A 17,932-nucleotide genomic window follows, 5' to 3' on the forward strand; every position below is an offset into this window, starting at 1 on the left:
ATGGAGTTCCGCTGGCTCAAACAGATCCAGGCAGCCGAGGCCATCGTGGTCTTCGGCGGCTGGGCTGTGGGGCCGGAGGTGTTCTGGCATCTGGATGGCCCCCAGGACATCCTGTTTGCAAGCGATTACACGGATTTGGATGCAGAGCTGCCGAACCTTTCCGGCTATGAGCGGGTCAGCCTGCTGGCCTGGTCGTTTGGCGTGGCTGCCTATGCGCATTGGCAGCAGGGGCGTCCGGACCCGTTCAGCCGCAAGACGGCAGTGAACGGCAGCCTGCAGCCGGTGAACCGCGGGGCGGGCATACCGCCGGCCGTGTTCCGCCGCACTGTGGAAACCCTGAGCCTTGACAGCTATCAGCAATTCCTAGGCCGGGTGTTTGGCGCCCGGCAGGACGCCGAAGCTCTGGATGTGGAAGCGCGCCGGGCAGAACTGCTGGCGGTGGAGCGCCGCGGGGACGCGCCTCAAATGCGCTTTGACAAGGTCTGGATTTGCTCCGGCGACAAGATTTTTCCGCCAGCCAATCTGGCGCGTGCCTGGGCGGGGCAGAACGTTGCGAACCTGGACGCGCCGCATGCGCCATTTGACCGGTTTGCGCAGTGGGAGGCGCTGTTCTGATGAAAGACATGCAGCCCCAGCATCCGGATCAGTCACGTGTGCGGAAAAGCTTCCGGCGCGGGCTGGAGAGTTATCACGACGCCGCATCGGTACAGGCGGAAACTGCCCGCCAATTGGCCCGGATGCTGCAGGATCAGGCGGGGGCGCGGCGCTTCGGCAGTGTTCTCGAGTTCGGCTGCGGAACCGGCCATTTGACGCGGCAGATTATGCAGCGGTTCCGGGCGGACCGTCTGATCCTCAATGACCTTGTGCCGGAGGCGGGACAGGTGTTGCAGGCACTGGAGGAGGAGACCCGGCTGAACGCCAGGTTTGAGGCCGGTCCGGTGGAGAGCTTGCCGCTGCCGTATCAGCTGGATTTGATCGCTTCTGCCTCGACCGTGCAGTGGATACCTGACTTGCCGGCGCTGCTGTCCCGGCTGGCAATGCAACTGAAACCCGGCGGCTGGCTGGCGCTATCGGGTTTCGGCCGCAGCCAGTTCCGCGAGCTGGCAGCGTTGGGGTCCGCCGCCGCTGCACCCAGTTACCTTGATGCGGATGAATGGTGCTCGGTGCTGCCCGATGGTTTGGAAGTCCAGCAAATCGCCCAGCATCCAGTCGTTGTGGAGTTCGGCTCTGCGGTAGAGCTGCTGAAGCATCTGCGCCAGACCGGGGTGAACGGCAATGCGCAGCAGGGGTGGAGCCGCAGGAAACTGCGTTCGTTCGAGGATGACTACCGCGAGCGGTTTGGCCGGGGCGGCAAGCTGCCGCTGACCTATGATCCGGTGATTCTGGTTGCCCGTCGTGCTGGCTGATCCGGGCGGATGCTTGAAGCAAGTTTTAGGCTTTTTCCTATTCAAAGGCGCAGCTGTTCCCGCAAGCCGTTAATCTTTGTCAACTCCCGCCTGATATGCCGGTCCGCGGAGCTGCGCTGAGGCGCGGCGCGTGGGACGACTGGCAGAACGGGAGTTACGCCAATGAAAATCAATGTGATTGCCGCAGCTTTTGCGGCACTGGCGGCTACGGGGGCCGCCGAAGCTGCAGATATGGGGGATATGGGAACTCCGATCCGGCTGTCGCTGAACAACTGGACCGGCCAGCACCTGTCGACTTATATCGCTGGCGGACTGCTGGAGGAGGCGGGCTATACCGTCGAATATGCCGAGGCGGACCAGAGCAACCTGTACGGTGAAATCGCCGACGGCGATATGCATGCAATGGTGGAGGTCTGGACCAGCAGCGATCCTGCTGAGTACTTCGATCTGGTGGATGCGGGCCGTCTGGAGAACCTGGGCGACATGGGGCTGGATGCGCGCAACGGCGTGGTGTTCCCGCCCTACGTGGCGCAGATGTGCCCTGGGCTGCCCAATTGGGAGGCGCTGCGCGACTGCGCAGGCATCTTCTCAGAGGACGGCAAGGGCAAACGTGGCATTTACCTGGCCTACCCGGAATCCTGGGGCTCGCCCGGTGCTGACCGGATCCGCGCGCTGGAATTGCCGTTTGACGTGGTCGCGGCCGAGTCAGAGGCGGCGATGATCGAAGCCTTCCAGGCGGCTTATCGCGAGAAACGCCCGGTGATCTCCACCTTCTGGGCGCCGCATTGGGCAATGTCTTCGTATGCGCTGCAGTTTGTGCGCCTGCCCAAGCCGGAGCCCGCCTGCTACACAGACCCGTCCTGGGGGCCGAACCCCAAGGCCACTGGCGACTGCGATTTTTACCGCGGCGGCGTGGTCAAGGCGAGCTGGCCGGGGTTTAAGGAGCGCTGGCCTGCCGCCTATGAGATCTTGAAGAACTACCAGCTGAGCATCTGGGACCAGCAACCATTGATCGGGCTGGTGGATGTCCGCGGCGAAACCCCGCAGGGTGCGGCCCGCGGCTGGCTGGCGGTGAACCGGGCCAAATGGATGCCCATTGTCGAGGAAGCGACGGGCAAGGGCCGTTCCTGAGCCGGGCTGCTCTTAACTGCTAAAAAATAGACAGCGCTCCCGCGATGCGGGGGCGCTCGTCCCGTTTCATCGCATCCGGCTTGCGGTCTGAAGAGCCCCCGGGCTAAGTCCAGCGGGCACGCCTGTTGATTCCGGAACTTGTGTGGTTGCACAAAAACTTAAACCGTCAATCAAAATTTTTTGCCATTTGCGTCGCATTTGCTCGACAAGCGGTCGTAATATGTTCCAATACTTGCATTATCCCCGGCCACACTTGGGGCATCGGCGTCTGCAAGTAACAGAACGGCCGGCCAAAAGGCTGGCCAGGCGCCATGAACCGCCGGGTTCCAATGACGCGCCAAGCCGGACAACCGGTGGCGCAACAACAATGACAGGGAGTAGAAGGATGAACTTCAAGGGATTTGCGCTGGCGCTGGGCGCCGCAACAATGACGGTTGCCGCGGGCATCGCCTCCGCTGCCGAGCTGGGCGACACCAGCAAGCCGATCAAGCTGGCGGTGAACGAATGGACCGGCCAGCATGTGACCACCCACATCGCGGGCGAGATGCTCAAGGCTGCGGGCTATGATGTGGAATATGTCTCTGCTGGGATGATGAACCAGTTCCAGGCGATTGCAGATGGCGACATCCATGCGACGCTGGAAATCTGGTCCTCCAATGTCTCCGATGAATACGCCAAGAAGGTTGAGGAAGGCACCGTCGTCGAGCTGGGTGACCTGGAGCTGAACGCCCGCGAAGGCATTGCCTATCCGGCGCATGTGGCCGAGATCTGCCCCGGCCTGCCGGCCTGGGAGGCGCTGAAGGACTGTGCCGCGCAATTCGCCACCGCTGAAACCCTGCCCGAAGGCCGCTTGGTTGATTACCCGGCCGATTGGGGCACTCCGGGGGCCGATCGCATGACCGGCCTGGCGCTGCCGTTCAAGGCCGTGCCTGCGGGTTCCGAGGCCGCGCTGATTGTTGAACTGCGTGCCGCGACCGAACGCAAGACGCCGCTCCTGATCACCTTCTGGCAGCCGCATTGGGCGATGTCGGCATATGACGTGAAATTCGTCGATCTGCCGCCGGGCGAGGACGCCTGCTTCTCCGATCCGGCCTGGGGCCCGAACCCGGATGCTGTCAACGACTGCGACTTCTCACCCTCGCGCATCTTCAAGGCCGCCTGGTCCGGCACCGCGGAAACCTGGCCCGCGGCGTTTGAGATCCTGTCGAACTACACCCTGGCCGTGGAAGACCAGCAGCCGATGATGGGCGCGGTCGACGTGGATGGCGGCAAGGTTGAAGAGGTGGTTGCCGAGTGGATGGCCGCCAACGAGGACAAGTGGCGCCCGGTTGTCGACGCCGCCATCAACTGAGCTGACCCAAGTGAGCGGCTCTGAGACGCCAGCCATCACCTGCCGGAATGTCTGGCAGGTGTTTGGCAACAACGCAGACAGCGCCTTGAAGGAGGCGCTGTCGCAACACGAAACACCTGAAGCAGCAGCACAGGACTTGCGCTCCAAGGGGCTGATCCCCGCCGTGCAGGACGCTTCCTTTGACGTGAAGGAGGGGGAGCTGTTTGTGATCATGGGGTTGTCGGGTTCTGGTAAGTCGACCCTGATCCGATGCATCTCGCATTTGCTGCACGCCACCGGCGGCGAGATCCGCATCGACGGCGAAAACATCGTCGAGGCCAGCCCCAAGCGGCTGATCGAGCTGCGCCGCAAGAAGCTGGGCATGGTGTTCCAGCATTTCGGCCTGTTCCCGCATATGACCGTGGCCGAAAACGTCGCCTACCCGCTGCGGGTGCAGGGGGTGAAGAAGAAACAGCGCCTTGCCAAGGCGCAGGAGGTGATCGAACTCGTTGGCCTTGGCGGGCGTGAAAAGAACTTCCCGCGTGAACTCTCCGGCGGTCAGCGCCAGCGCGTTGGCATTGCCCGCTCACTGGTGGCGGATTGCTCGGTCTGGTTTCTGGATGAACCGTTCTCGGCCTTGGACCCGCTAATCAGGCGGCAGCTGCAGGATGAGTTCCTTGAAATCCAGGCCAAACTTAGGACCACCATCGTTTTCATTACCCACGACATCAACGAGGCGCTGAAGCTGGCTGACCGGATCGCCATCATGCGCGACGGCAAGGTGGTGCAGATCGGCACCCCCGCCGATATCGTGCTGCGCCCGGTGGATGACTATGTGCGCGAGTTCTCCAAGGACGTGGCCAAGGGCCAGCACGCGCATGTGTCCTCGGTGATGCAGACCGGCGAGCACCATGTCTATGGCGCTGACGATCCCGGCCTGCGCCAGGATATGACGCTGGACGCGGCCCTTGCACGCTGCATGGAGTTGTATGAGCCGGTGCCGGTCCGCACGCCGGAGGGCAAACTGGTCGGCGTCGTGAACCCGGCAGACCTGGCCGCCGCATTGCAGGTGGAGCAGGGGTGATGGCAGGTCTTTCGAAAGGCTCGATTGCGGCGCTGATTGCTGCCGCAGTGGGCGCCCTGTGCCTTCTGCTGGAAAGCAGCATGCCGTGGCTGGTGAAATTTCCCGCTGCCTGGGTGCTGCCCGCCACCGACTGGGTTGGGGCCTTCATGGAGTGGTTCCTGGCGCTGATCAAACCAACCGCACGCGCCTTCTCAGCGCTGATGTTCTATCCGATGGAAGCGGCAAACTACGTGCTGAGCCACACGCCTTGGCCGCTGGTCATCTGCGCCACCACGGCGCTGGCTTGGACCCTGGGCGGCGTGCGGATGGCGCTGATGGCGGTGGTGGGCCTCGGCTTTGTGCTCGCTTCCGGCTACTGGCCCGAAAGCATGAACACCCTGGCGCTGGTTGCTGTCTCGGTGCCGTTGGCGCTGATCATCGGCGGCGGTATAGGCATCCTTGCCAATGAATACCCCCGCATCCGCCAACCGGTTCAGGCGGTGCTCGACATCATGCAGACGGTGCCGACCTTTGCCTACTTGACGCCGTTGCTGGTGCTGTTCGGCTTTGGTCCTGTGGTCGGCCTCATCGCCTCTGCCATCTACGCGGCGCCGCCGATGGCGCGCAATGTGCTCCTTGGCCTCGAACGGGTGGAGCCGGAGATCAAGGAAGCCGCCGTCATGGCGGGCGGCACCCGCCTGCAGCAGCTGTTCCAGTGCGAGATCCCCTCCGCCGGGCAGCAGATCATGGTTGGTGTCAACCAGTGCCTGATGGCGGCGCTGTCGATGGTGATCATCGCCGCCGTGATCGGCGGCTTTGACGACATCGGCTGGGAGGTCCTCTTGACCATGCGCAAGGCCCAGTTCGGGCAGAGCCTGCTGGCAGGCCTGGTGATTGTGATCTTCGCGATCCTGATCGACCGGATGAGCGGCACCCTGACCCAGGACCGGCGTGACAGGCATGACCCGCGCGTTGCCTGGGGCATCCTGGCGCTGGGCGTCGTGGTCAGCGCTGCCTTCTGGGGCAGCGTTCAGCAGCCCGGCGCCTATGGCTTGTTCAATCCGGTGGCGGATAGCGTGGACCGGGGCCTTTCGTCCTTCACCAGCGCCAATGCGGAGTTCCTGACCGCCCTCAAGAACAACGTGCTGTTCTACGTGCTGCTGCCGATGCGGATCGGGCTGGATCAGGCAGTGCTGCCCTTCACCTGGGGCTTTGCCTGGACCCCGATGATGAGCGCGGCGCTGTTTGCGGCTGGTGCCGCGGCAGGCGTGATCTTTGCACTGCGCGGCCAGATGGCGCTGGGGGTGATGCTGCTGATCGCGGCGGGAATGCTGGAAACCGGCATCTCACAGCTGCCCTGGCCCTTCGTTCTGGTCGGTGCCGGCGCGTTGGCCTGGGTCGCAGGCGGGCGCAATTTGGCCATCCTGACTGTCGTCCTGCTGGGCACAATCCTGGTCTCCGGCCTGTGGGAGCGGGCATTGCTGTCGCTCTACCTTTCCGGGGCTGCCGTGTTTGCCTGCGCGCTGATGGGCGGTGCCATTGGCCTGGCCTCGGCGGTGTCGCCCGGAATCTGGCGCGTGGTGCGCCCGGTCTGCGACATGCTGCAGACCATTCCGCTGTTCGTGTTCCTGATCCCGGTGCTGATGGTGTTCCAGATCGGCGAGTTCTCCGCCTTCCTGGCGATCATCGCCTATGCCATCGTGCCGATGATCCGTTACACAAGGCACGGGCTGGTCTCGACGCCGGACGAGATGATCGAGGCCGCCACTGCCTCCGGCGCGACCACGTGGCAGATGCTCAAGGACATCCGCGCGCCCTATGCAGCGCCGTCGATCCTGCTTGGGCTCAATCAGACCATTCTCTACGCCTTTGCGATGCTGGTCATTGCGGCCCTGATCGGCACCACCGGCCTCGGCCAGTCGATCTATCTGGCGCTAGGGCAGGCGGATGTGGGGCTGGGCATCTCTGCAGGCGCGGCGATGGCGATCCTCGCCCTGATCGCCGACCGCATGGTGCAAGGTTTTGCTGAGGAGCGGCGTAAGGCGCTGGGTCTGTAACGGCCCAAGAAGCCAATAGAAAGGGCGCCTAAGCGGCACCCTTTTTTGATCTGGGGCAACGTTTAATACTGCCAGCCCGCCTATAGCTGCACCGAAGACTGATCTATATCCGGAGAGACCCTATGGGCTGGCTTGAATTCACCGCTGCGCTGCTCTTGTTCCTGGCCAGCCATGCCATCCCTGTGCGCCCGCCAGTGCGGCCCTGGCTTGTCAGTCGTCTGGGCCTGCGCGGCTACACTATCGGCTACAGCCTGCTGTCGCTGATGATCCTGGCCTGGCTGGTCGTGGCAGCCGCCCGCGCGCCTTATGTCGGCGTTTTGCCTTATTGGGAGGGCTTCCGCTGGGTGCCGCTGCTGGTTATGCCGCTGGCCTGCCTGCTGGCGGTGGCGGGAATGATGCGGCAGAACCCTTTCAGCTTCGGGGGACTTGGCATCACACCTTTCGACCCTGCCAATCCCGGCATCCTGGCCGTCAGCCGCCACCCGCTCTTGGCGGCAATGGCGCTCTGGGGCGGGGCGCATCTTCTGGCCAACGGCGACCTCGCGCATGTGATCCTGTTCGGGCTCTTTGCGGGATTTGCCTGGATGGGCATGGCACTGATCGACAGGCGCAAGCAGCGCCAGATGAGGCAGGGCGAATGGCGCCGCCTCAGCCGTAACACCGTGCGGCTGAACCTGCTGCGCCTGCGCCCCGCGGCTAGTGAGGCCGTGCTGGCCGCTGCGGTGTTCCTGGCGCTTTTGCTGCTGCACGCCCCTGTCATCGGCTACAACCCGCTGCCCTGGTAGGGGTTGACCCCGGCGCCCGCATGACCACCTATGAAACGACACGAGACCGGAGAATAAGACCGATGCACCTAGCCTATGTGATGACCGAAGAACGCGGTGCCACGGACCGCTTGCTGAGCGAGCTGGCCGAACGGCTGCAGGCCAAGGGGATCCGCCTGGCCGGCATCGTGCAGACCAATGTGGAATGCTACGACAAGGAACTGTGCGACATGGATGTGCGGGTGCTGCCCGCAGGCGAGACCATCCGCATTTCGCAATCCCTTGGCGCTGGCGCCCGCGGCTGCCGCCTGAACCCGGAGGCGCTGGAACAGGCGGTCGGGCAGGTCTCTGCCACCCTGCAGACGGACCCGGCACCGCAGCTGATGATCGTCAACAAATTCGGCAAGCATGAAGCCGACGGGCGCGGCATGCGGCCCATCATCGGCGAGGCGCTGGCGCTGGGCATCCCGGTTATTTCCGGTGTCAACAAGATGAACGTGGAGCCGTTCCAGGCGTTTGCCGACGGCATGGCGGTCGCGGCAGGCCCGGATCTGGATGCACTGGCCGAATGGGCGGAACAGGCCGTGGCCGAAACTGCCTGAGTGGCGGATTCTCTATTCAAATCAAAGGAAAGGCCTGCGAAGCTCACGCGGGCTTTTTGCTGTGCGCACAGCGCGCGGCCTGTCCAGCCTGCTGCTGAACCACCATCGTCATTTCTGAAATAGAGAGAAGATGGTGGGCGACCCTGGAATCGAACCAGGCGTGCGTCTCCGCGAGGGAGTTACAGTCCCCTGCCACACCTTGCGGCCTGTCGCCCACTGTCAGTTGCTTGTTGCACCTGATGTGGAGGCGTGATTACAAGCAGGCCAAAGGGGCGTCAACCGGAAAAACGCAAGTTTTTCGCGTGCCTCGAAATTTCTTTCTGCCGGAGAGCAAAATGTCCAAGAAACCCAAATGGGTCGTCGAAAAAGAACAGTCCAAGAAGGCCGCCGCGGCAGAAACCGTATGGCTGTTCGGGCTGCATGCGGTGCGCGATGCGCTGCTCAATCCCAAGCGTGAAAAATTGCGGCTGATGGTGACCATGAACGCGCAGGCGAAACTGGCAGATGCCATTTCTGACTCCGGCATCGAGGCAGAGGTCATCGACCCGCGAAAGTTCAACCCGCCAATCGACCCGCAGTCGGTGCACCAGGGGGCGGCGCTAGAAGTGAAACCCTTGAATTGGGGCGGGCTGGCAGAGAACTGCATTGGCCGTGAAGCGCCCCGCGTGCTGCTGCTGGACCGGGTCACCGACCCGCACAACGTCGGCGCCATTCTGCGCTCTGCCGAGGTGCTGGGCGCCAGCGCGGTCATTGGCACCCGCCACCATTCGGCACCGGAAACCGGCGCGCTGGCCAAAACAGCCAGCGGCGCGCTGGAGCGCCAGCCTTATCTGCGGATGCGCAACCTCGCCGACACCATCACCGAACTGCAGAATATGGGCTTTGTCGTGCTGGGTCTGGATGGCGAGGCGGAGCAGACCATCGAAACCGCGCTGGCGGGTAAGCAGCACCTGCCGGTGGCGCTGGTGCTAGGGGCCGAAGGGCCGGGCCTGCGCCAGAAGACCAAGGAAACCGTCGATGGCCTGGTCAAGATCGACGCTGCGGGCGGTTTTGGATCGCTCAATGTCTCCAACGCAGCCGCCATCGCCCTTTACGCCTCCATCGCCCGCTGACGCGACCCGCGTCACACCCTGTTCACATCTGCGTATGCTGCCTTTGCAAAGCGCGGCCTGTGCGGCAGACTCGCAGGGTTGCTGCAAGTAGTGAATGGAGTGCAATGTGATCCTGCGTCTGGTCCTGATGGCTGCCGCGGTGCTGTTCTTGTCCATGCCGGATACGGTGCGGGCCGAACCAGCGGTGTTTTCCTCCCGCTCAGGGGTGGCCATTGGCGGATATGATGCGGTTGCCTTCTTTGAACGCGGCGCGGCTGAGCAGGGGCGGCGCAGCCATGCTGTAATGTGGAAGGGAGTCGTCTGGCGCTTTGCCTCCTCCCGCAACCAGGCGCTGTTTGAGGCCAACCCGCGCGCCTATGCCCCCGCCTTTGGCGGCTACTGCGCCTATGCCATGTCCAGGGGGCAGCTGCACGAAGGCAATCCGCAGCTGTGGGCGATCGTTGATGGAGACCTGTATCTGCTGAATAACAGGCGGGTGCTCGTTCTGTGGCAGGCAGATACCGCCCAGATGATTGCCGCCGGGCACATCCACTGGCCTGCAATCCTGCGAAAATAGCTTGTCACCTCACAATTGCGTGACAGCCCCTTTTATTTTTCAATGTGTGACCCATATTCAATGCAGACTGCGGAGTGGAACCACCGCAGATCTTTTTCACTGTCCCTCGTTCCATACCTAGCGCCCGGTTCTTCCGGGCGCTTTTTTGTTTGCTCAGCTCCGAATCCGGCTTTGCGGCGGGTGGCACCGCAGCTAGGGTACGCGGCATGACAGATTACAGCGATGAGCATCTCAAGAAGGTCCTGCAGCGTGCCAAGACAGTGGCCGTGGTGGGCGTGTCGATGAACCCGGTGCGTCCCAGCTACTATGTGGCGCGCTATCTGGGCCTCAAGGGCTACCGTGTGATTCCGGTGAACCCCGGCCATGCCGGCAAGATGCTGTTTGAAGAGGCGGTACGGTCCAGCCTTTCGGATATTGATCTGCCTGTGGACATGGTCGACATCTTCCGCCGCTCAGAGGCAGTGCCGCCCATTGTCGATGAGGCGCTGGAGGCCTTTCCCAAGCTGCAGACCATCTGGATGCAGATCGGGGTTGAACACACAGAGGCCGCCGCCAAGGCCGAGGCGCGCGGCGTCACCGTGATCCAGAACCGCTGCCCCAAAATCGAATACCAGCGCCTGTTTGGTGAGCTGCGCATGGGTGGCTTTGCCACCGGGATCATTTCCTCGAAACTCTGACGGCTGACGCGGGGCTAGGCGCTCCCGCCCGCTGCTGCCGTCCTGCCGGGCGGCCTTCACGGTTGGGCCCGGCGCCGCTGCGCTGCGCAAAGGATTTGCTGAGAAGCCCTTGAAGGGCAGGTTTGCCCTCTAGGTCCTGGCTGAGATTGCTCAAGACCGCGCGTCAAGGACAAGCCACGCGTGCCGCGCGGAGGCTGCGCCTCCCTTGACCCGCCGCCGAACCCGTCTGTCAGTCCTTGGGTCGGCTGGCCTTCTCGGCAATGCCGCTGAGCCCCTGCCGTTCAGCCAGCACCTGCAGCACTTCATCCAGCGCCACGTTGCGGGCGGCCAGCATCACCAGGAAGTGATACAGAACATCGGCGCCCTCGGACGCAAGCCCTGCCTTGTTATCCTTCACCGCCTCGATGATCGCCTCAATGGCTTCCTCGCCGAATTTCTCGGCGCATTTCTCCGGCCCTTTGGCCAGCAGCTTGGCCGTCCAGCTGGTCTCCGGGTCGGTGCCCTTGCGGGACAGGATGGTGGCTTCGAGATCGTGCAGCAGGCTCATCACATGTCCCTTCAGTTCAACCGCATCGGGATGCCGGCGGCAGCCATGTGGTCCTTGGCTTCCTGGATGGTGAATTCCCCGAAATGGAAGATCGAGGCCGCCAGCACCGCGCTGGCACCGCCCTTGGTCACGCCCTCCACCAGGTGATCTAGGTTGCCGACGCCGCCGGATGCAATCACCGGCACGTCCACCGCATCGGAAATCGCCTTGGTCAGCGGCAGGTTGAAACCGGACTTAGTGCCATCGCGGTCCATTGACGTCAGCAGGATTTCCCCCGCGCCTTTGGCTGTCACCAGCCTGGCAAATTCCACCGCGTCGATGCCGGTGGGCTTGCGGCCGCCGTGGGTAAAGATCTCCCAGCGGCCCGGCTCCACCGTCTTGGCATCAATGGCGCAGACAATGCACTGGCTGCCGAACTGGTCTGCGGCTTCGGCAATCACGTCCGGGTTTGCCACTGCGGCCGAGTTGAAAGAGACCTTGTCAGCACCCGCCAGCAGCAGCGCGCGCACATCTTCCTTGGTCCTGACGCCGCCGCCCACGGTAAGCGGCACGAAACACTGCTCGGCGGTGCGCTGGACCATGTCGAACATGGTGCCTCGGTTTTCATGGGTTGCGTGAATATCCAGAAAGCAGATCTCATCCGCGCCCGCCGCATCATAGGCCTTGGCGCATTCCACCGGGTCGCCCGCATCACGCAGGCCGACAAAGTTGACGCCCTTGACCACGCGCCCGTCAGCGACGTCGAGACAGGGGATGATGCGGGTTTTCAGCATGGATCGTGCCTTTCAAGCTGCTTGCCCCGTGGGTACGAAATGACTGCCGTAAGCGCAACAAATATAGCGGGGGATGCGCGTTTTGGTCCTGACTGTCGGCGGAGGAAGCATCCGCGTGGAACCGCCGGAACGGGCTGGTCTCGCAGATTTGAGTTGCCTGCCCGGCCTGCCTGCCCGGATCATGGATGGACGCCGTGACATTTGGAGACTTCGTTATGACAAAATCCCTTGTTCTTGCAGGCGCCGTTGCGCTCGCCTCTGCACTCCCCGCCGCCGCTGAACTGGTGACTGTGCAAAGCCAGAAATCCGTCGGTGAAACCATGGATGCGCTGCAGGCCGCGGTGGAGGGTGCGGGCGCGACTGTCTTTGCCCGGGTGGACCATGCCGCAGGAGCGCAGAATGCAGCACTGGAGCTGAGCCCGTCCCAGCTCCTGATCTTCGGCAATCCGAAACTCGGCACTCCGGCGATGCAGGCAGACATGCGGGCGGGGCTCTACCTGCCGCTCAAGGTGCTGGCGTATGAGGATGGGGACGGCCAGGTCTGGCTGACTTATCAGGATCCAGGCGAAATGCTCTCTGGCCTCGACATCCCGGCTGACGCGGCGTTTATCGCCAAGATGCAGGGCGCCTTGGGCAAGCTGACCGCAAAAGCAGCCGAGTAGGCTTAGCGCCGCGCTGCCAGATAGCGTGACAGCGCAATTGCCAGCCCCCACAGCAGACCGGCCCCCATGGAGACCGGGCCAAAAATCAGCGGCCCCCAGGCGGCAAGGACACCCATGGTATAGGCGGTCTCACCCAGGTCCTGGCCCAGCACCACGCAGGGGTTGGCAAACCCTTCGTGAATTTCGCAATCAAAGCCAAACCCCAGCAGCATCACAAAGGCAATGCACAAGAGCCACAGGACAATCGGCCCAATGGTCAGGATGGCCAGAACTCGGCGGACAAGGCGCATGGGTTTTCCCTTCGCCAGTAAGGTGTCAGGCTTTCAGAACCGCCAGCGCCTCTTTCAGGTCAATGGCGCCATCATAGAGCGCCCGGCCTGAAATCGCACCATTGAGAGGCGCGCCGCAGGATTTCAGCGCCCTGAGGTCATCCAGCGATGACACGCCGCCGGAGGCAATCACCGGAATGCTGACCGCATTGGCCAGATCGGCGGTGGCTTCCACATTCGGGCCCTTCATCGCACCGTCGCGCAGGATGTCGGTATAGATGATCGCGGCAACGCCCGCGTCCTCAAATGATTTGGCGAGGTCGGTGACCATCACGTCGGTCTCCTCGGCCCAGCCCTTGGTGGCAACTTTGCCGTTGCGCGCATCAATACCGACCGCGACCTTGCCGGGAAACTCCCGCGCCGCCTCGCGCACGAGGTCCGGGTTCTCAACCGCCACGGTGCCCAGGATCACCCGTGCCAGGCCCTTGTCGATCCAGCGCTCGATGGTCGCCATATCGCGGATGCCGCCGCCCAGCTGTGCGGGCACCTTGGTCTGCTTCAGGATCTCTTCGACCGGCGCCGCATTCACCGGTTCGCCGGCAAACGCGCCGTTCAGGTCCACCAGATGCAGCCACTCACAGCCCGCCTCGACAAACTCCAGTGCCTGCGCGGCGGGGTTGTCATTGAACACAGTGGTCTTGTCCATCTCGCCATGCAGCAGGCGCACGGCCTGGCCGTCTTTGAGGTCAATCGCGGGGTAGAGGATCATCCGGGCGGTCCTTCGTGAAATCAAGCTGGCGGTGTTTTGCACAACGTAAGGGCAGATTGCAACGCGACCCGAAGTCAACCTTGCCTCAAAGACGGCATCAGGGACAGGCTGCCTGAAAAACAGGGAGGAAATGGAATGAAACATCTTCTGGCAGGCATTGCTGTCGCCTTGGGACTGGCAGGCGCCGCAGCGGCGGATCCGGTGCTGGGTGTCTGGAAGACGGAAGCAGATGACGGCTCCTATGCTCATATCCAGATGGCGAAATGCGGCGCAGCGGTCTGCGGCAAGATCGCCCGTACCTTCAACAGCGAAGGCGAGTACAAGTCCCCGAACATCGGCAAGACGCTGGTGATCGACATGGTGCCGAACGGCGACGGCTCCTATGAGGGTAAGGTGTGGCGGCCGTCGAATGACAAGATCTACATCGGCAAGATGGATCTGGCGGGCAGCTCTCTGGCCTTGCGCGGCTGCGTCGCGGGCGGGCTGATCTGCTCCAAGCAAACCTGGACCCGGGTCCAGTAAGCACCTTGAGGGCTGCCGCTACAGCAGCCCCAGCTGCACCGGGATCGGCGCATAGCCGCGTTTCAGCTGCCGGTCCCGGAAGCGCTCGAATATTGCTTGCGCCTCGGCCTGCGCCGCGAAATAGGTCCGCTTCTGTGCGCCGCCCGGAGCATTCAGAGGCCCCGAGACACGCTCAACACACCAGTCGCCGAACAGCGTCGGCGTCAGGCTCAGCAAGCAATACCGGTGCTTGCCTTCGGCGTGGTCGTATTTCTCGAAACGGATGTGCAAGGGGGCTGCCGCAGTGACAAGAGGTCCGCCCCGTATGCCTCGAAGCGGACCCCTTGTCTATTGTTCAATCCGGCGAATTGCACCGGCCCCGGCGGCAGCTGTGACGCTTACACCTCACCTGTGTATTCGCCGCGCGCCGGGTAGTTGTTGGGGATGGCAAAATCCAGCGCCGCCACCAGCTCGGCGAAACGCGGGCGCACAAACGGCATCGTTTGCACAGACCCGTAATAGAGCGTCTGCTCCGGCGTCACCATGAACAGGCCGGGCTCGGAGAACAGCGCCGGCTCCTCGATCCCGATCGAGGTCTTGCCGCGCGAGGTTGAGATATAAAGCCCCCATTCCTTGGCCACGGACAGCGGCAGGTCATAGCCGAACCGCAGTTCCTTGGCCTCGATCTTGTCGGCCATCGCGCGGGTACGCTCCTCGCCGTCGGAGCTGATCGCGATGCAGTTGACGCCGCGCTCGGCAAAGGCCGCAACCTTCTTCTCGAACTCTTTCAGATAGGTGGCGCAGATCGGGCAGTGCAGACCGCGGTAGAAACAGATCACGGTGCCGCGCTCGGCATTTTCCGAGGACAGGTCGAACTGCCCGTGATCCAGCGTCGGCAGGGTCAGGTCCGGGGTCTTCTGGCGGGGGATCAGCATGTGAATGGTCCTTGTGAGTGGTGTGAGTGGTGGTGCTTGCCTGAAGGTATCGCGCAGCTTATTGTCGTATAAATCCGAAAAACCTGATGGAAACACCGGAATATGGACCGCCTCACGACCTTAATGGACCGTTTCCAGCTCGCCGTGCAGGCTGCTGCCCCGGGCCGGGCCAACCTTATTGCCCTAGCGGAAGCGGCAGGGCAGCCGGCGCAGATCCTCTACAGCACCCGCGGACCGTTGGCGGATCCGGCTCTGGGCGCGGTCATGTGGGCGGCGCGGGTGGAATGGTCGGGGCAAAGCAACCCGTTCCTGGCCGCCCTGCCGCCGGTGGTGGAGTATGACGTGTCCGGCAATGCCGAGGCGCAGGGGCTGGTTAGGCTGATGCGGGACGAGGCAGAGGGCCAGCACTGCGGCGCGCAATCGGTGATCAACCGGCTGGGCGAGGTTCTGATGGTGCGCCTTCTGCGCAATCAGATCCAGAAAGGTGCGACAGAGCCAGGGCTCTTGGCGGGTCTTGCCGATCCCCGCCTCAGCCGGGCCATCGTGGCGATGCATGACCATCCGGGCCGCCTCTGGACCAATGCCGATCTGGCGCAAGAGGCAGGTCTGTCGCTGTCGCGCTTTGCGGAACTCTTTGCCGCCGAAGTGGGCGAAACCCCGATCGGCTACCTGCGCCGCTGGCGGCTGATCCTGGCGCATCAGGACCTCGCACGCGGTGACCGGGTGGAGGCCGTGGCCCGCCGCTACGCCTACACCAGCCCCGAGGGTTTCACCCGCGCTTTCCGCAAGGCATACGGCGTCGCGCCGGTCTCCCTGCGCTCCGCTGCCGCCTGAACGCCGCGGCTTTCATCTCTCCACAAATACTCCAGCCGGAGGCAACGGCGCATCAGCGCCGTCCCCTTACGGTTTCCAGGTCAGGAAGTTGCCGATCATCCGCAAGCCCGTGGCCTGGCTTTTCTCCGGGTGGAACTGCATGCCCACCATGGTGTCCCGCCCGATGACAGCAGTCACGTCGCCAGCATAATCCACATGCGCCAGCCGCTCCGCCGGGTTTGCCACGCGGAAGTGGTAGGAGTGCACGAAATACACATGGTCGCCGCTCTGGATGCCGTCAAACACCGGGTGCGGGTGATCAATAACCAGATCATTCCAGCCCATATGCGGCACCTTCAGCGACGCATCCGCTGGCGTGATCTTCGCCACATCGCCGCCGACCCAGCCGAGGCCTGGCGTCTCTTCATACTCATGGCCGGTGGTCGCCATCAGCTGCATGCCGACACAGATGCCCAGGAACGGCCGGCCCCTTTGCTCTACCGCTTCGACCATGGCGTCATAAATGCCCTTGTGGCCGCGCAGCTCAGCCGCGCAGGCAGGGAAGGCGCCATCGCCGGGCAGCACCAGCCGGTCGGCGCGCGCCACAACGTCAGCGTCTGAGGTCACCACGACCTCGCCCGCATCCATCTCCCGCGCCATGCGCTGGAACGCCTTCTCGGCCGAGTGCAGGTTGCCGGATTCGTAATCAATGATTGCGGTCAGCATTTACAGCGCACCCTTGGTCGACGGAATCGCATCCGCCTTGCGCGGATCGGTCTCCACCGCCAGCCGCAGCGCGCGGGCCACTGCCTTGAAGCCCGCCTCGGCGATGTGGTGGCTGTTGAATCCGTGGATCTGGTCGATATGCAGGGTGATGCCGCCGTGGGTGCTGAGCGCCTGGAAAAACTCGCGCACCAGCTCGGTGTCAAAGGTGCCGATTTTCTGGGTCGGCAGCTCCACATTCCAGATCAGGAAGGGGCGCGCCGACAGGTCCAGCGCACAGCGCACTTGGGCGTCATCCATTGGCAGGTGGCACTCGCCGTAACGGCGGATGCCTTTCTTGTCCCCCAGCGCTTGCACCAGCGCCTGACCCAGCGCGATGCCGGTGTCCTCCACGGTGTGGTGGTCGTCGATGTGGTAATCGCCCTTGGCGCGAATGGTCATGTCGATCAGCGAATGGCGCGCCAGCTGGTCCAGCATGTGGTCGAAAAAGCCGACCCCGGTCTGGTTGTCATAAACCCCGGTGCCGTCGAGGTTGATCTCGACGGAGATTTCGGTCTCCGCGGTCTTGCGGGTCACTTTGGCGGTACGCATCAGCGGCTTATCCTTCGTCATGCTGCAAGAACTTCAATTCTGCCTGGGCGCTTATAGGGCGGGCAGGGGGCATGGCTCAAGTGCGGCATTGTGCAAGGGGGGTAACCTGTTGCAGCAATCCCGGTCTCTTGCGCCCGCCTGCGCCGCGTGCGAGCTTGGGCGAAAATCCGTGACCATTCAAAAGGGCCGCCCATGTCCACCTGCGTCTTTGTCCAGATCCGCTGCAAACCCGGCACCACCTACAAGGTGGCCGAGGAGATTGCCCTGCGCGAAATCCATTCTGAGCTTTACTCCACCAGCGGCAACTTCGACCTGCTGATGAAGCTCTACATTCCATCGGGCGAGGATGTTGGCAAATATATCAACGACCAGCTGTTGCAGATCGACGGAATCGAACGGTCGCTGACCACCATGACCTACAAGGTGTTCTGAAAGGTCAAAGAAAGCCCCCCGCAGCTGCCCGGGCTGCGAGGGGCATTGAGGGTCCCCGGTCCCCAACGGAACTCGTGACCGGAACAGGTGCCCGGTCTGCTGTCAGCAGGCTGAGATTCGGCGCAGAGCGCTTAAGCGGTCACAAAACGGACCCTTGCAGTGGTATCTCTGGCAGATGGACCGGCAATGCCGGTGCGGCGTGTCATAATTAAAATCTCG

General features: G+C 63.1%; 23 protein-coding genes and 1 tRNA gene. 15 read left to right on the plus strand and 9 right to left on the minus strand.

Going from position 1 to position 17,932, the window contains the following annotated elements:
- The 8 genes from RA24_RS03105 to RA24_RS03140 all read left to right on the plus strand — a co-directional run bounded on the left by RA24_RS03105 (position 1) and on the right by RA24_RS03140 (position 8,353).
- Positions 1 to 615: a pimeloyl-ACP methyl esterase BioG family protein gene (locus tag RA24_RS03105; RefSeq protein ID WP_039189689.1), complete on the plus strand. Its 615-nt coding sequence runs from the start codon at positions 1 to 3 to the stop codon at positions 613 to 615.
- A complete protein-coding gene (locus tag RA24_RS03110) occupies positions 615 to 1,406 on the plus strand; it encodes a methyltransferase domain-containing protein (protein ID WP_039189691.1) in 792 nt (263 codons plus the stop codon). The genes RA24_RS03105 and RA24_RS03110 overlap by 1 nt, the downstream gene beginning before the upstream one ends.
- 162 nt (positions 1,407 to 1,568) lie before the next feature.
- Positions 1,569 to 2,537 (plus strand): ABC transporter substrate-binding protein, encoded by a 969-nt coding sequence (locus RA24_RS03115; RefSeq protein WP_019294649.1) that lies wholly within the window; start codon positions 1,569 to 1,571, stop codon positions 2,535 to 2,537.
- A 385-nt stretch (positions 2,538 to 2,922) separates the two neighbouring features.
- The gene (locus RA24_RS03120; RefSeq protein ID WP_019294648.1) at positions 2,923 to 3,888 is read left to right on the plus strand and encodes an ABC transporter substrate-binding protein; all 966 of its coding nucleotides are present in this window, start codon (positions 2,923 to 2,925) and stop codon (positions 3,886 to 3,888) included.
- A 10-nt stretch (positions 3,889 to 3,898) separates the two neighbouring features.
- Entirely contained in the window at positions 3,899 to 4,951 is a 1,053-nt protein-coding gene (locus tag RA24_RS03125; protein ID WP_039152488.1) for a quaternary amine ABC transporter ATP-binding protein, read from the plus strand.
- On the plus strand, positions 4,951 to 6,987 hold the full coding sequence (locus RA24_RS03130) for an ABC transporter permease (protein ID WP_039189693.1): 2,037 nt from the start codon (positions 4,951 to 4,953) through the stop codon (positions 6,985 to 6,987). The genes RA24_RS03125 and RA24_RS03130 overlap by 1 nt, the downstream gene beginning before the upstream one ends.
- A 122-nt stretch (positions 6,988 to 7,109) precedes the next feature.
- On the plus strand, positions 7,110 to 7,772 hold the full coding sequence (locus tag RA24_RS03135) for an NnrU family protein (protein ID WP_039189695.1): 663 nt from the start codon (positions 7,110 to 7,112) through the stop codon (positions 7,770 to 7,772).
- 62 nt (positions 7,773 to 7,834) lie between these two features.
- Complete coding sequence (locus RA24_RS03140; RefSeq protein ID WP_019294644.1) at positions 7,835 to 8,353, plus strand: DUF2478 domain-containing protein; 519 nt, start codon at positions 7,835 to 7,837, stop codon at positions 8,351 to 8,353.
- A 131-nt stretch (positions 8,354 to 8,484) separates the two neighbouring features.
- On the opposite strand, the gene RA24_RS22175 is transcribed toward RA24_RS03140, so the two are convergent.
- Positions 8,485 to 8,568, minus strand: a tRNA-Tyr gene (locus tag RA24_RS22175).
- Positions 8,569 to 8,688: 120 nt separating this feature from the next.
- Between RA24_RS22175 and rlmB the strand changes: the two genes are divergently transcribed.
- From rlmB to RA24_RS03155, 3 genes are all read left to right on the plus strand, one after another.
- Positions 8,689 to 9,465 carry a 23S rRNA (guanosine(2251)-2'-O)-methyltransferase RlmB gene (gene rlmB, locus RA24_RS03145; protein WP_039171397.1) on the plus strand — a complete coding sequence of 259 codons (777 nt, stop codon included), beginning with the start codon at positions 8,689 to 8,691 and terminating at the stop codon, positions 9,463 to 9,465.
- Positions 9,466 to 9,559: 94 nt separating this feature from the next.
- Complete coding sequence (locus tag RA24_RS03150; protein ID WP_019294642.1) at positions 9,560 to 10,021, plus strand: YHS domain-containing (seleno)protein; 462 nt, start codon at positions 9,560 to 9,562, stop codon at positions 10,019 to 10,021.
- 206 nt (positions 10,022 to 10,227) lie between these two features.
- Positions 10,228 to 10,698 (plus strand): CoA-binding protein, encoded by a 471-nt coding sequence (locus tag RA24_RS03155; RefSeq protein ID WP_039189696.1) that lies wholly within the window; start codon positions 10,228 to 10,230, stop codon positions 10,696 to 10,698.
- A 229-nt stretch (positions 10,699 to 10,927) separates the two neighbouring features.
- On the opposite strand, the gene RA24_RS03160 is transcribed toward RA24_RS03155, so the two are convergent.
- Both RA24_RS03160 and hisF read right to left on the minus strand, forming a co-directional pair.
- A complete protein-coding gene (locus tag RA24_RS03160; protein WP_039189698.1) occupies positions 10,928 to 11,245 on the minus strand; it encodes a phosphoribosyl-ATP diphosphatase in 318 nt (105 codons plus the stop codon).
- Between the two features lie 11 nt (positions 11,246 to 11,256).
- Positions 11,257 to 12,018: an imidazole glycerol phosphate synthase subunit HisF gene (gene hisF, locus RA24_RS03165; protein WP_039152502.1), complete on the minus strand. Its 762-nt coding sequence runs from the start codon at positions 12,016 to 12,018 to the stop codon at positions 11,257 to 11,259.
- A 215-nt stretch (positions 12,019 to 12,233) separates the two neighbouring features.
- On the opposite strand from hisF, the gene RA24_RS03170 reads away from it, so the two are divergent.
- Positions 12,234 to 12,680, plus strand: coding sequence for a DUF302 domain-containing protein (locus RA24_RS03170; RefSeq protein WP_019294638.1), 447 nt, complete (start codon positions 12,234 to 12,236; stop codon positions 12,678 to 12,680).
- Between the two features lie 2 nt (positions 12,681 to 12,682).
- Here the strand turns inward: RA24_RS03170 and RA24_RS03175 are convergent, their stop codons facing one another.
- Complete coding sequence (locus RA24_RS03175) at positions 12,683 to 12,970, minus strand: hypothetical protein (protein ID WP_019294637.1); 288 nt, start codon at positions 12,968 to 12,970, stop codon at positions 12,683 to 12,685.
- Between the two features lie 25 nt (positions 12,971 to 12,995).
- Complete coding sequence (hisA, locus tag RA24_RS03180; protein ID WP_039189700.1) at positions 12,996 to 13,718, minus strand: 1-(5-phosphoribosyl)-5-[(5-phosphoribosylamino)methylideneamino]imidazole-4-carboxamide isomerase; 723 nt, start codon at positions 13,716 to 13,718, stop codon at positions 12,996 to 12,998.
- Between the two features lie 135 nt (positions 13,719 to 13,853).
- Here hisA and RA24_RS03185 point away from each other — a divergent pair, with 135 nt between their 5' ends.
- Complete coding sequence (locus tag RA24_RS03185; protein ID WP_039189702.1) at positions 13,854 to 14,240, plus strand: DUF2147 domain-containing protein; 387 nt, start codon at positions 13,854 to 13,856, stop codon at positions 14,238 to 14,240.
- Positions 14,241 to 14,258: 18 nt separating this feature from the next.
- Here RA24_RS03185 and RA24_RS03190 read toward each other — a convergent pair whose 3' ends face one another.
- Positions 14,259 to 14,510, minus strand: coding sequence for a WGR domain-containing protein (locus RA24_RS03190; protein WP_039152505.1), 252 nt, complete (start codon positions 14,508 to 14,510; stop codon positions 14,259 to 14,261).
- Positions 14,511 to 14,617: 107 nt separating this feature from the next.
- Complete coding sequence (locus RA24_RS03195; protein WP_039189704.1) at positions 14,618 to 15,154, minus strand: peroxiredoxin-like family protein; 537 nt, start codon at positions 15,152 to 15,154, stop codon at positions 14,618 to 14,620.
- Between the two features lie 102 nt (positions 15,155 to 15,256).
- Between RA24_RS03195 and RA24_RS03200 the strand changes: the two genes are divergently transcribed.
- Positions 15,257 to 15,988 carry an AraC family transcriptional regulator gene (locus RA24_RS03200; protein WP_039189707.1) on the plus strand — a complete coding sequence of 244 codons (732 nt, stop codon included), beginning with the start codon at positions 15,257 to 15,259 and terminating at the stop codon, positions 15,986 to 15,988.
- A 66-nt stretch (positions 15,989 to 16,054) separates the two neighbouring features.
- Here RA24_RS03200 and hisH read toward each other — a convergent pair whose 3' ends face one another.
- Positions 16,055 to 16,693 carry an imidazole glycerol phosphate synthase subunit HisH gene (gene hisH, locus RA24_RS03205; protein ID WP_039189710.1) on the minus strand — a complete coding sequence of 213 codons (639 nt, stop codon included), beginning with the start codon at positions 16,691 to 16,693 and terminating at the stop codon, positions 16,055 to 16,057.
- Positions 16,694 to 17,281, minus strand: coding sequence for an imidazoleglycerol-phosphate dehydratase HisB (hisB, locus tag RA24_RS03210; protein WP_029204647.1), 588 nt, complete (start codon positions 17,279 to 17,281; stop codon positions 16,694 to 16,696).
- Positions 17,282 to 17,473: 192 nt separating this feature from the next.
- On the opposite strand from hisB, the gene RA24_RS03215 reads away from it, so the two are divergent.
- Positions 17,474 to 17,713, plus strand: a complete 240-nt coding sequence (locus tag RA24_RS03215) for an Lrp/AsnC family transcriptional regulator (protein WP_019294629.1) — start codon at positions 17,474 to 17,476, stop codon at positions 17,711 to 17,713.
- Positions 17,714 to 17,932: the final 219 nt, after the last annotated feature.

The sequence above is a fragment of the Leisingera sp. ANG-M6 genome, assembly GCF_000813905.1.
GTDB lineage: Bacteria > Pseudomonadota > Alphaproteobacteria > Rhodobacterales > Rhodobacteraceae > Leisingera.